The 12,859-nt window shown below is 48.3% G+C and carries 8 protein-coding genes; 4 read left to right on the forward strand and 4 right to left on the reverse strand.

Annotated features, from left to right (window positions below):
* Position 1: 1 nt before the first annotated feature.
* The 4 genes from MHB72_RS06300 to MHB72_RS06315 all read right to left on the reverse strand — a co-directional run bounded on the left by MHB72_RS06300 (position 2) and on the right by MHB72_RS06315 (position 3,880).
* Entirely contained in the window at positions 2 to 1,237 is a 1,236-nt protein-coding gene (locus MHB72_RS06300) for a cell wall-binding repeat-containing protein (RefSeq protein WP_043054266.1), read from the reverse strand.
* Between the two features lie 83 nt (positions 1,238 to 1,320).
* A complete protein-coding gene (locus MHB72_RS06305; RefSeq protein ID WP_216921036.1) occupies positions 1,321 to 2,688 on the reverse strand; it encodes a sensor histidine kinase in 1,368 nt (455 codons plus the stop codon).
* Positions 2,685 to 3,326: a response regulator transcription factor gene (locus MHB72_RS06310; RefSeq protein WP_254122219.1), complete on the reverse strand. Its 642-nt coding sequence runs from the start codon at positions 3,324 to 3,326 to the stop codon at positions 2,685 to 2,687. Before MHB72_RS06310 ends, MHB72_RS06305 begins: the two co-directional genes overlap by 4 nt.
* A 113-nt stretch (positions 3,327 to 3,439) precedes the next feature.
* Positions 3,440 to 3,880 carry a ferritin-like domain-containing protein gene (locus MHB72_RS06315; protein ID WP_020450867.1) on the reverse strand — a complete coding sequence of 147 codons (441 nt, stop codon included), beginning with the start codon at positions 3,878 to 3,880 and terminating at the stop codon, positions 3,440 to 3,442.
* A gap of 238 nt (positions 3,881 to 4,118) precedes the next feature.
* Here MHB72_RS06315 and modA point away from each other — a divergent pair, with 238 nt between their 5' ends.
* The 4 genes from modA to addA all read left to right on the forward strand — a co-directional run bounded on the left by modA (position 4,119) and on the right by addA (position 12,831).
* Positions 4,119 to 4,877, forward strand: a complete 759-nt coding sequence (gene modA / locus MHB72_RS06320) for a molybdate ABC transporter substrate-binding protein (protein WP_445684629.1) — start codon at positions 4,119 to 4,121, stop codon at positions 4,875 to 4,877.
* A gap of 8 nt (positions 4,878 to 4,885) precedes the next feature.
* Positions 4,886 to 5,542 (forward strand): molybdate ABC transporter permease subunit, encoded by a 657-nt coding sequence (gene modB, locus MHB72_RS06325; protein ID WP_025811698.1) that lies wholly within the window; start codon positions 4,886 to 4,888, stop codon positions 5,540 to 5,542.
* Between the two features lie 109 nt (positions 5,543 to 5,651).
* Positions 5,652 to 9,152 carry a helicase-exonuclease AddAB subunit AddB gene (addB, locus tag MHB72_RS06330; RefSeq protein WP_145685704.1) on the forward strand — a complete coding sequence of 1,167 codons (3,501 nt, stop codon included), beginning with the start codon at positions 5,652 to 5,654 and terminating at the stop codon, positions 9,150 to 9,152.
* Positions 9,139 to 12,831, forward strand: a complete 3,693-nt coding sequence (addA, locus tag MHB72_RS06335; protein WP_216921041.1) for a helicase-exonuclease AddAB subunit AddA — start codon at positions 9,139 to 9,141, stop codon at positions 12,829 to 12,831. The genes addB and addA overlap by 14 nt, the downstream gene beginning before the upstream one ends.
* Positions 12,832 to 12,859 lie beyond the last annotated feature (28 nt).

Consider the following 12,859-nt stretch of genomic DNA (forward strand, 5'->3'; position numbering starts at 1 on the left):
CTTAATGACCGGAATGTCCTCCATCCGCTGACTTAATTTCCAATATGTCATCAAGAACGCCTTGCGTTCGAAATGAAATCTCATTTTCTGATCCGAGAATGAATGCATGGTTATAAGGGCCGTCCTGCGGTCTGTCCCGAAAAGAAGGCTCGATCTCGGATAAATAGCTGTACATCGTACTGTCTGCCTGTCCATTTTTGAGTAAAAGCAGAGGAGCGTGTTTTCCCAAATGGGAAAATGGCGCTCCGGCAAGCGCCAGCTCGGGCGCGGCCGTTGATGCGAAGGACAGTCCGTGTCCCGGATCTGTGATTCCCCACCCAAAACCGGTGTTTTTATCGCTGAATTTCGCAAACGCAATCGAATTTGCGACAGGAGTATCTCCGGAAATTCTTTTGACTGTTCCATATTCCTTTAATGCATCCTCCGTTTTTTCTGAAACGGCTTTTTTAGGGCCGAGAATATAGATGTTTGCTTTGCCGTCCCTTTTCTTTAATGCTGCGGCCGTCTCTTCGGGAATGCCTTTTTTGTTCACGTACAGGATCGGCTCAGGCATGTGGGCGATCCAGTTTACAGCGGGGAGCGAATAAAGTTCCGCATCTTCCTCGGATGATCCGATGATAACGCTTTTCGGATACTCATCGGCTGCATCCGCGTATTCTTTGTCAATCTCTTTTGCCAGATCAGCCTCGTTCTTCCCTTTCAGCTCTTTTATTTTAAAAGAGTTCAAAGCTTGAAGTGAATCGAATTCTCCGACAGCCATGATTTGCGTTCCGTCTGAAGTGCCCGTCGGGTTCAAGCGCTTGATTTCATTCTGAATCTGCCCGGAGATTTTCCCTTTTTCCGCGATTAAAACAGGTCCGTTATTCGGGTGATGGATCAGATCAGCTGATGCAAGAGCTGCCTGCCATGATCCGCCCGAAACTAAAATCACTGCGCCCGGCCTGTTTTGTTTATGAGTGGCCGGCCATATCGTTTGAGAGGTTTTGATGCTCATTTCTTCCGGTGTATTCGCGTCAAGTCTTGTCGTGTTCTTTGTGTTTTTCACCAGAAGCCCTTCTTCCGCTCGCTTATTGAAATCATTCGGAAGAGAAACGGCGTCTTTTTCTTTCATCTCCGAATGATTCTTCGTATGATGCTCCTTATGTCCGTCCGTCTTTCCCGAGCCGGAATTTTGGCATGCTGCGAGCGGAAGCGCGAAAACAAGCATGACAAAAAGTAAACCGGATTTCAATTTCATGGTGTTTTCCTCCTTTTTGGTCCAGATTACTGAGTAGTATACCCGGGAAATGTGCAAAACTGGTGCAGACATCTCGACATTTGTTACATATTAGAAGGCAGCGTGATGATAAATTCGCTTCCTTTCGGGGTTCTGTTTTTTACTGCAATCTGACCGCCGTGAAGCTCGACGATTTCTTTCGCGATGGCCAGGCCCAGCCCGGTACCGCCGGTTTGTCTCGATCTCGACTTATCGACCCGGTAAAAGCGCTCAAAAATATAATCCAGTTCTTCTTCCGGAATGCCGCAGCCTTCGTCCGCTATCGTAATCTTGACCTGATCCTCTGCTTTTGTTGCGGTGACGGACGCTGTTGAATCAGGATCGGAGTATTGGCGGGCGTTGTTCAGCAAATTTGAGATCACTTGTGAAAAACGGACTTCATCGACTGAGACATAAAGATCCGCCGGGATGTCGAACGAAAGGCTGATTCGTTTTTCCGAAAAAGCGACCGCCGCTTTCTGAACTTCTTTTTTTATGAATGTGTGCAGGTGAACCTGTTTCTTACTGATTTGAAATCCAGGCTGTTTCAGTTTTGTCAGCAAAAATAAATCGTCAACAAGGGTGTTTAAATTGTCCGCTTCCTCTTTGATGATCGACAAGTACTGATTTCTGGCTTGTGGATCGAGTTTATCTCTCATCGCGACATCTGTGTAGCCTTTTATATATGTGATCGGAGTCCGCAGCTCATGAGCGACGCTTGACAGAAAATCGTTTCGTTCTTTTTGAAGCCTGCTGAGATTTGAAGAAAGGCTTTCGATTGATGCGGCGAGCTCGCCGAGTTCATCGTTCCGTTTGATATCAAGCGGAATCGAAGCTTGACCGTTTTTGATACTTTCGGTTGCTTCCTTCAGTTTAATAATCGGCTTCGCTAATACACGGCTGAACCAAAGAATAGCTGCGGCAGTTAAGACGCCGGTTAAGCCAAAGCTGAGGAAAAACCGCTTCGTAATGCTTGCCACCAAGGCTTTTATCGAGGAGGTCTCCAAATACATGAAGACGTAGCCGGCCGTTTCCCGTCCGTTCATGATCGGACTGATCGTACAAATATACTTTGATGTATTCCAATGGGACGATAAAACGATCCCTTTCCTCGGGATGTGTTTTTCTTCGAAATGAAGGTGTTCCGTCATGTCTCCCCGGGCAGACTGCGCCAATACGCGTCTATTTTGGTCCGTTATGATTACGTTTGTCCGGGCTTCGGTTTCCATCAGGGTGACGTGGTCTATCGTCCTTTTGTCAAAATGTTTTTCGAGGACGTCTCTGTGGCTGTTGCCCCTTAGTTGGAGCGCGCGGATTTCTTCGTTTATTCTTGTGTTGATAATCGTTGTATACAGCGCCGCAAAAAGGATGGTTTCGATGAAAAGGATTAAAATGAAAAATGAACCTGCGAGCTTAAATGAAATCTTTTTCATGCTCCGGTTCCTTTGCTTGTCCATTTGTAGCCGACGCCGTAGACGGTCCGGAGATGATCTTCAACCGGAAAGCCAGCTTTTTTCAATCGGTTTCGCAAATTTCTCATGTGTGAATCGATGGTGCGGGGCTCGATATCAGAGTTGAACCCCCAGATGTTCTCAATCAATTGGTCTCTCGAAAGCGCTTGATCCGTGTGGTTTAAGAGCGTCCCGAGCAGATCGAATTCACTTGGCGTAATGCCGATTTCCCGTTGATTGACATGCAGGGTATGATGCTGTTTATTCCAGATTAAACCGCGGAACCGGATTTCATGAAACCGACGGGTCCTGCGCAGGACAGTTTCTATTCTGGCAAGCAGCACTTTTTCGCTGAACGGTTTTGTTAAATAATCGTCTGCGCCGCAATTCAATCCGCGCACAATGTCATCCTGCCCGTTTTTGGCGGTGAGCATGATAATCGGAACGTTTGTCAATCTGTGGATCTCTTGGCACACCATCCATCCGTCCATCTCAGGCATCATAATATCGAGAATAACAAGATCAAAATTGTTCATTTTTATTAAATCCAGGGCTTCTTTTCCGGTGGCGGCTTTTGTGCACGAATAATGTTCTAAATAAAGCTCCAGCAGATCGAGCATCCGGATTTCATCATCGACAAGCAGCACGTTCAATGTTTTAGCACCTCTTTAGTCAAAATAAAAGTCCGCTATTTTAAAAATATACCCTATAAGGGTATATTGATCAAGGCGGATCATCTCTTTGTTAAGAAGTATAAAAACCAGACTGCATGGTTTTGTTCGTCAGCTGCCGCCCGCTTGAACGCCTCCCGTATCGCCCGGTCTTTCACATAGTCTGCGATGTCCAAATAAAAATCAACCGTTTCCTGTTCGTCTTTAAATGCGAACTCCAGCGCGTTTCGATACTGTTCCGGACAAGGCTCAGTTATGGAAATGTCAGGCTTTCGGCCGGTAAGAGACGTATAAAATGTTAGGAACGCATTAAAGTGGCGAATTTCATCTTGTCTGATTTCTAAAATCCGCTTTTTTGTTTCGGAATCCGGCGCCTTTTGGGCGATTTTTTGATAGCAGACGACCGCGCTGTGCTCTCCGTTTACCGCTTTTTCAAGATCCTTGATCAGCTTGTCGTTTTGCCTGGCGGGATAGGCGGGAAGATACGGCTGAACATACCACATCTTTTTCACCTCAACACTTTATATTTGACGTCCTGTCATTATATGTATGTGCTTGCATGCATGTGCCTATGGAAGGTTGAGCCTCGAACATGTGTCAAAATGATGTGCGGTGAGCACAATCTATTTTAAAAAAATGAAGTTTGACGTAAAATGGTTGTTAGTGCCGAATTAATGACATACATATCAAAATGGAGTGAGACTATTGAAAAAGGTAATATTGACGGCCGTGGCTTTATTGATGTCGGTTGTTTTGTTCGCCGGCTGCCAGGCGGAAAAAGGGGGATCAGCCAAGGGGAAGTCTGAAAAAGTTCAAATTACGGTTTCCGCGGCTGCGAGTCTCAAAGATGTATTAGCGGAACTTTCCTCCGTATATGAGAAAGATCATCCGAATGTCTCCATAAAGTTTAATTTTGGTTCATCGGGTGCATTGCAGCAGCAGATCGAACAGGGCGCTCCGGCTGAATTGTTTTTTTCTGCCGCCGAGGACAAATTTAATAGAGTAGTTAATCAGGGGTTAATTGACAAAAAAGACTCTGTCAAGCTGGTCGAAAACAGTCTGGTGCTGATCGTTCCGAAAGGGAAAAATCAGCATGTCAACAGCTTCAAAGATTTGGCGGAGGGCAAAATCGAAAAACTTGCGGTCGGCAAACCCGAATCAGTGCCAGCCGGAAAATACGCAAAAGAAACGTTGACGAACCTTGACGTATGGTCTAAAGTGCAATCTAAAATCGTCTACTGCAAAGATGTAAGGCAGGTCCTTTCTTATATCGAAACAGGCAACGCGGATGCCGGAATCGTTTACCGGACGGACGCCCTTTCATCAGATCAGGTCGAGACTGTCGAGACGGCGAAAAGCGATCTGCATACACCGATTGTCTACCCGCTCGGAATTGTAAAAAATACAAAGCACAGGGAACAGTCTGAGGAATTTTATCAATTCCTGCAAAGCGACCAAGCCGTTAAGGCAATGGAAAAGTACGGATTTAAGAAGGGCTGACCGCCGTTATGCTTGAGGAATTCTTTTCCCCGATTGAAATTTCAATTCAAGTATCAGTCGCAGCGGGCATCATCGCAGTTTTGCTTGGAACTGCTGCGGCGAGGCTCCTGGCGAACAGAAACTTTAAAGGCAAGTCCGTTATCGAGACGGTAATGATGCTGCCGCTCGTTCTGCCGCCGACCGTTGTCGGATTCTTTTTAATCGTGATCTTCGGAAGGCAGAGCGTGATCGGACGCTTGATAGAAAACGTATTTCAAGCACCGGTTATTTTTACCTGGTGGGCAGCCGTGATCGCTGCTGCGGTTGTCGCGTTCCCGTTAATGTATCAGTCAGCAAAATCAGGATTTTCGGGTGTCGACCGCGATATCGAGGATGCCGCGAGGGTTGATGGAGCAAGCGAGTGGAGGGTGTTCCTCTTTGTCACCGTTCCCCTCGCATCAAATGGAATCATGACGGGGATTGTGCTCAGCTTTGCGAGGGCGCTTGGCGAGTTTGGCGCAACGCTGATGTTTGCGGGTATCATCCCGGGGGTGACGCAGACGGTGCCTACGGCGATATACTTGGCGATCGATTCGGGAAATATGACGCTGGCATGGATGTGGGTCGCCTCTATCGCGATCATCTCGTTTTTGATGCTGTTTTTTGTGCAGTTCAAGCAAAAATAGCCGTATGGGGTGCAAGTGCCCATACGGTTTTTTCCCAGTTTTGGAGAATGGTTATTTTGTAGATGTTTAGATAGAATAAAGAGTAAGAAACAGAAAGGAGACGAGCTTAGTGGGAGCAGTATTTTTATCAGGCAGATCCGGGAGTGGGAAAACGACCTTTATCCTGAATGAAATCAGAGAAAAACTTCGCGATGAACCGCTCGGAAAACCGATCATTTTTCTAGTCCCGGATCAAATGACGTTTTTAATGGAATACGAGCTTAGCAAAACACCCGATTTGGGCGGAACTATCCGCGCCCAAGTGTACAGTTTTTCAAGGCTTGCCTGGCGAGTGCTCCAGCATACCGGAGGCATGAATCGGCCGTTTTTGACGGGGACGGGCATTCAGATGCTGCTGCGGAGACTGATTGAAGAGCATAAGGGCGAGTTTAAAGTCTATCAAAACGCAAGCGATAAAAGCGGATTTACGGAGCAGGTGGAACGGATGCTGACCGAATTTAAACGGCATTGTCTGCAGCCTGAAAGCATCCGGGACATGATAGAGGGGACGGGCAAATCGGAATACGAAGATGAACGGATTCTTTCCGATAAATTGCACGACTTATATATTTTATACAGCAAGCTTGAGGAAAATCTGGAGAATCAATATGTTCAATCTGAGGATTATTTGACGCTTTTGGCCGAGCAGATTCCGTATGCGGATGAGATTAGAAACGCTGCCGTTTACGTGGACGGATTTCACCAATTTACGCCACAGGAGATGAACGTGCTGGAACAGCTGATGGTACATGCGGAGGAGATCACTTTTTCGCTGACGGCGGATCAGCCGTTTACGGCCAACAGCCCGAATGAGCTCCATCTGTTCAGAATGACCGGGAAGGCGTACTATGACCTTTACCAGAAGGCGAAGGAACTTGGCCTTGATCCGTCAGAAGTGCGGCTGGAAGAAACGAAACGGCACCAGCAACATTCGGAGCTCCGGCACCTTGAACGCTATTTTGACGAGCGTCCTGCAAAACCGTATCGCGGACGGACGGAATCGCTCCGCATCATGCAGGCGTCGAACAGAAGAACCGAGATTGAAGGAATTGCGCGCGAGATTCATTCTTTAATTCGCCAGGGCCGCTTCAGGCTTAGGGATATCGCCGTTATCGCCCGCAATGTTGAAGATTATAAAGATACGATAAAAGAAGTTTTTAAAGACTGCGAACTTCCTTTTTTCATAGACGGCAAGGAATCGATGCAAAATCATCCGCTCATTGAGCTGATCCGTTCGACGCTTGATATCATTAAAGGAAACTGGCGGTATGAAGCGGTGTTCCGCTGTGTCAAAACGGAACTTTTATTCCCGGAAGGACAGCCGAAGGAACGGCTGCGCGAACAGATTGACCAGCTTGAAAACTACTGTATTGCGTATGGCATTAAAGGAGACAGATGGACAAGCAAAGATCCGTTTGTTTACAGAAGGTACGCTTCACTGGATGAGGATTTTGCCAAGACAGACAAAGAGATTGAAACGGAAAATATGCTCAATGAACTAAAGGGCTGGATCGTTCCGCCGATCCACAGGCTGCAGAAGCGCTTGAAAAAAGCTGAAACCGTCAGGGAAATGGCCGAAGCCGTTTACCTTTATCTTGAAGAAGCCGATGTTCCGATGAAGCTTGAACAGGAAAGACGGCTGGCCGAAGAAAGCGGTAGGATTGCAGAGTCGCGCCAGCATGAGCAAGTATGGGATGCCGTTATTCAACTGTTGGACGAGTTTGTTGAAATGATGGGCACAGAGCGGATATCGTTTGCTTTATTTCAGCAAATGATTGAAACCGGCTTGGAGTCTTTGAAATTCGCGCTGATTCCGCCCGCTCTTGATCAAGTGTTTATCGGCAATATGGACCTTTCAAGGATGTACGGCACGAAATGCACATTTCTCATCGGTGTAAACGACGGTATACTTCCGGCGAGGCCTGCGGACGACGGCGTGCTTTCAGACGATGACCGGGAGTGGCTGAAACGAAACGGCGCACAGCTGGCTGCGACGGGTCGAGAGCAGCTCTTGGATGAGAATTTTCTGATCTACATGACGCTTTCCAGCCCGTCTGAAAAGCTCTATGTCTCCTATCCGATCGCAGATTCGGAAGGGAAGACGCTGCTTCCTTCAACAGTAGTGAAACGGCTGAATGAGCTGTTCCCGGACGGCGAAGAGAAGATGCTGATTCATGAACCCGAGCAGCTGGACGACGAAGCCCAGCTTGAATTTCTCGTGAATAAAGGCGCCGCCTTGAGCCATTTGGCAGGACAGCTCGGCATTTGGACGAGGCAGTATGCGATCAGCGATGTATGGTGGAGTACATACAACTTTTTAATGAATGAGCCTGACCGCATCTTTTCTCAAAATATCCTGTCCAGCCTGTTTTTCAGAAACAAGGTCGAAAACTTGAACCGGCATGTGAGTCGCGATTTATATGGGGAGCACATTCAGGGAAGCGTGTCGCGGATGGAGACGTTCAAAGCCTGTCCGTTTTCCCATTTTGCTTCGCACGGTTTAAAGCTGAAGGAACGTCAATTTTTCAAGCTTGAAGCTCCGGATATCGGTCAGCTGTTCCACTCGGCGCTGAAGCTGATTTCAGATCGGCTGCACGAGCTTAAACTGGATTGGCGCGACTTAACGAAAGCCCAATGCGAGACTTTGTCAAGCGATGCAGTTGAACGGCTCGCGCCAAAGCTGCAAAAAGAGATTTTGCTCAGTTCGAACCGTCATCATTACGTGAAGCAGAAGCTGCAAAAAATCATTGCCAGGGTATCGGGCATTTTAAGCGAGCATGCAAAAGCAAGCGGGTTTGCCCCCGTCGGCATCGAGCTCGGATTCGGGGGGAAAGGTCCGCTTCCTCCAATGCGTTTTACCTTGAAGAACGGCTGCACAATGGAGCTTGTCGGCCGGATCGACAGAGTGGATAAAGCGGAGAGCTCAAAAGGGCTGCTGCTTAGGATTGTTGACTATAAATCAAGCGATAAAGGCCTCGATTTGGCCGAGGTGTATTACGGCCTCGCCCTGCAAATGCTGACATATCTCGATTTGTCGATCACACATTCAACCGATTGGCTCGGCATGAAGGCATCCCCTGCAGGCGTGCTTTATTTTCATGTGCACGATCCGATGATCCAGGCTTCGGTGCCGCTCGGCCTTGATGAAATAGAAAAAGAGATTTTCAAAAAGTTCAAGATGAAAGGGCTGCTCTTGGGAGACCAGGAAGCGGTCAAGCTGATGGATACCACGCTGGAACAAGGCAGGTCGAACATGATCAGCGCAGGCTTGAAAAAAGACGGCTCGCTCCGTTCGGATTCTGACGTTATTGCAGAAGAGGATTTTCATGTATTAAGGCGCCATATCCGCCGGACATTTCAGAAGGCCGGTGAGGAGATCACAGACGGTAAAGTGTCGATCGAGCCTTACAAGCTAAAAGACCGGACACCGTGCACATATTGTTCGTACCGGTCATTCTGCCAGTTTGACGAATCGCTTGAGGAAAACGAATACCGGATATTAAAACCCGAAAAAGACAACGTGATTTTGGAGCGGCTGAAAAAGGAGGATGAGACAGATGGAGATTTCTAAACCGAAGGGCAGCAATTGGACTGATGACCAATGGAAGGCGATTGTCTCATCCGGCCGGGACATTTTAGTTGCGGCAGCGGCCGGCTCCGGAAAAACGGCCGTGCTGGTTGAGCGGATCATTCGGAAAATAACGGATCAGGAACATCCCGTAGATGTCGACAGGCTGCTCGTCGTCACCTTTACGAATGCATCTGCGGCTGAAATGAAGCACAGGATCGGTGAAGCGCTCGAAAAAGAGCTTGCCGAAAATCCGGGATCGCTTCATTTGCGCAGACAGCTTGCTTTATTAAACAAAGCGAGCATATCAACATTGCACTCATTCTGTCTTCAAGTCATCCGCAAATACTATTATTTGATCGATGTTGATCCGGCTTTCCGGATCGCCGATCAGACGGAAGGCGAGCTGCTTGGCGATGAGGTGCTGGACGAGCTGTTTGAAGAAGAATACAAAAAGCAAGATCCGGCCTTTTTTGAACTTGTGGACAGATATACGACAGACCGTCATGACCTCGATTTGCAGCATCTCGTCAAGCGGGTCTACGAGTTTTCCCGTTCGCATCCCGATCCTGAGGGCTGGCTTCACACATTTGTTGATCTGTATGACGCGGCTTCAGATACGAAAGTTGAGGCTCTGCCGTTTTATTCTTACATTAAAGAAGACATCGCACTCGTTCTGGAGGGGATGCGGCAAAAGCTGACGCGTGCGCTTGATTTGACAAAGCAGCCAGGGGGGCCTGCGCCGCGCGCCGAAAATTTCCTCGATGATTTAGCGCAGATTGACAGGCTGATTCAGCAGCAGAATGATTTTTCGGCTCTGTACGAGCTTGTACCGGCCGTTTCGTTTCAAAGATTGAAGCCGTGCAAAGGAGATGCGTACGATCCTCGATTGGTTGATGAGGCCGCAGATCTCCGCAACAGCGCGAAAAAGCAACTTGAAAAGCTGAAAAGCGATTATTTTACGCGAACTCCCGAGCAGCACCTTGAGAGCTTGAGGGAAATGAAGCCGGTCATTCAGACGCTCGTCCAGCTCGTGTTGGAGTATGGCAAGCGGTTTGCGGACGCGAAAAAGGAAAAAGCGATCGTCGATTTCTCAGACCTTGAACACGACTGCCTTGCGATTTTATCCGGGAAAAACCAAGCCGGCGAAGCCGTGCCGAGCGAAGCGGCGAAGTTTTACCGCCATCAGTTCCATGAAGTGCTTGTTGATGAATATCAGGATACGAACTTGGTCCAGGAAGCGATTTTAAAGCTCGTCGCCAAAGAAGAGCATGAGGGGAACCTGTTTATGGTGGGCGATGTCAAGCAGTCGATTTACCGGTTCCGCCTGGCAGAACCGCTTTTGTTCCTCTCGAAATATAAACGCTTTACAGACGATGGCTCGGGTTCCGGCCAAAAAATCGATTTAAATAAAAACTTCAGAAGCCGTTCAGATATTTTGGACAGCACGAACTTTTTATTCAAGCAGCTCATGGGAGAAAAGGTCGGGGAAGTCGAATATGACGAACAAGCAGAATTGAAGCTTGGCGCTTCTTACCCGCCGAATGAAGCGACAAAAACAGAGCTTCTGCTCATCGAAAACCAGAGCGGCGCGCAGGATGAAGAGGCTGAAGAGCTTGAGGCGGTCCAGCTTGAAGCAAGAGCGATGGCCGGACAAATCCGCAGGCTGATAACAGAAAAATTTCAAGTATATGATGCCAAAGCGAAAGCGTCACGGAACATCCAGTACCGTGATATCGTGGTGCTTTTGCGGTCGATGCCTTGGGCGCCGCAAATTATGGACGAGTTTAAACAGCAGGGGATTCCGGTATACGCGAACCTCTCAACGGGTTATTTTGAAGCGACAGAAGTATCGGTCACACTGTCTTTATTAAAAATCATCGATAATGCTTATCAGGACATCCCGCTTGCGTCCGTTCTCAGATCGCCTGTTGTAGGTCTTGACGAAAATGAGCTTTCCTTGATCAGAATCAAGGATAAAAAAGCGCCGTTTTACGAAGCGATGAAAGCATACCTTGCTGCAGCAGATGGCGATGAGAGGCTCAGCGAAAAGCTTCGCCGCTTTGACGCCCTGCTCAAAAAGTGGAGAGCGTATGCGAAAAACCACTCTGTGGCAGAGCTGATCTGGGAAATCTACCGGGATACGAAGTATTTGGATTATGTCGGCGGAATGCCGGGCGGAAAACAGCGACAGGCCAATTTGCGCGCGCTTTACGACAGGGCAAGATCCTATGAAGCGACATCGTTCCGCGGTTTGTTCCGCTTTTTAAGGTTTATTGAGCGGATGCAGGAGCGGGGTGATGATCTCGGAACGGCAAGAGCTCTGAGCGAACAGGAAGACGTTGTTCGGCTGATGACGATCCACTCAAGCAAAGGGCTTGAATTTCCTGTCGTATTTACCGCCGGTCTCGGACGGAATTTTAATATGATGGACTTGAACAAGTCTTATCTGCTGGATAAAGAACTCGGTTTCGGAACGAAGTTTATTCATCCGAAGTGGCGGATCAGCTATCCGACGATGCCGCTGATCGCGATGAAGAAAAAGCTCCGCCGCGAGCTTTTATCAGAGGAGCTGCGCGTCTTGTATGTCGCTCTTACCCGGGCCAAGGAAAAGCTGTACCTGGTCGGGACGGCTAAGGATAAAGAAAAGCTGCTTGCCGACTGGCGGTCACAAGCGGCAGGGTCTGAGTGGCTGCTTCCGGATTATGAACGGTTTCAGGCGAAATCTTACCTGGATTTCATCGGACCTGCTTTGATGAGACACAGAGATATGGATGAATCCGGCGCGCCGCTGGTGATTGATGAGATCCGTGAACATCCGGCGCGCTTTCAGGTCAGCTGGCTGTCGGCCGCGGATCTTCAAGCAGAAGATATTGATCAGGCCGGTGAAGAAAGACACGGCCGGCTCTCCCAAATTCAAATGGGGCTTCCGATCGATGGTTCGTTTGAGTATGAGCAACAAGTCAGAGAAAGGCTGACATGGTCATATCCATACAAAGACGCCGCCAAAGTCCGAACAAAACAGTCTGTCTCAGAAATGAAAAGGCAGAAGGAGTATGAGGATGAGTACGGCGACCGCTCGCTGATTCGCCCAACTAAGGATGCTCTCTTGTTTAAACGGCCGTCCTTTATGATGGCAAAAGGCCTGACCGCGGCCGAACGGGGAACGGCGATGCACACCGTCATGCAGCATATTCCGCTGACCCGTGCGCTTGAAATGAATGAGCTCAGCCGCCTCCTAGACAGGCTTGTTGAGAAAGAGCTATTAACAGAAGACCAGCGGGCAGCGATTGAGGAAGACGATATTCTCGCATTCTTTGATACGGAAATCGGACAAAAGCTTCTCGGCGCCCGCCGCGTCGAACGGGAAGTTCCCTTTAACATGACGCTGTCCGCCAAAGAGGTTTATCCTGATCTTGAGTCAGCCGACGAACCTGTATTGATACAGGGAATTATCGATTGTTTATTCGAGACGGAGGACGGTTTTTACCTTCTTGATTACAAAACCGACCGGATACACGGGAAGTACCGAAACGGATTCGAAGGGGCCGAACCGATTTTAAGGAAGCGTTACGAAACACAAATTCAGCTTTATGCACGAGCCGTTGAAACGATGATTAAAATGCCGCTCAAAGGGCGTGCACTGTACTTTTTTGACGGAGGACATGTGCTCTTATTTTAATATGAAACCGGCGTCCCCCTGACGATTT

Source organism: Bacillus sp. FSL K6-1284 (assembly GCF_038002625.1).
Taxonomy (GTDB): Bacteria; Bacillota; Bacilli; order Bacillales; family Bacillaceae; genus Bacillus; species Bacillus paralicheniformis.

Bases quoted from the DNA above. Each gene is read 5' to 3' on its own strand.
- MHB72_RS06300 (WP_043054266.1), bottom strand. From the start codon at position 1,237: ATGAAATTGAAATCCGGTTTACTTTTTGTCATGCTTGTTTTCGCGCTT.
- MHB72_RS06305 (WP_216921036.1), bottom strand. From the start codon at position 2,688: ATGAAAAAGATTTCATTTAAGCTCGCAGGTTCATTTTTCATTTTAATC.
- MHB72_RS06310 (WP_254122219.1), bottom strand. From the start codon at position 3,326: ATGCTCGATCTGCTGGAGCTTTATTTAGAACATTATTCGTGCACAAAA.
- MHB72_RS06315 (WP_020450867.1), bottom strand. From the start codon at position 3,880: ATGTGGTATGTTCAGCCGTATCTTCCCGCCTATCCCGCCAGGCAAAAC.
- modA (WP_445684629.1), top strand. From the start codon at position 4,119: ATGTCGGTTGTTTTGTTCGCCGGCTGCCAGGCGGAAAAAGGGGGATCA.
- modB (WP_025811698.1), top strand. From the start codon at position 4,886: ATGCTTGAGGAATTCTTTTCCCCGATTGAAATTTCAATTCAAGTATCA.
- addA (WP_216921041.1), top strand. From the start codon at position 9,139: ATGGAGATTTCTAAACCGAAGGGCAGCAATTGGACTGATGACCAATGG.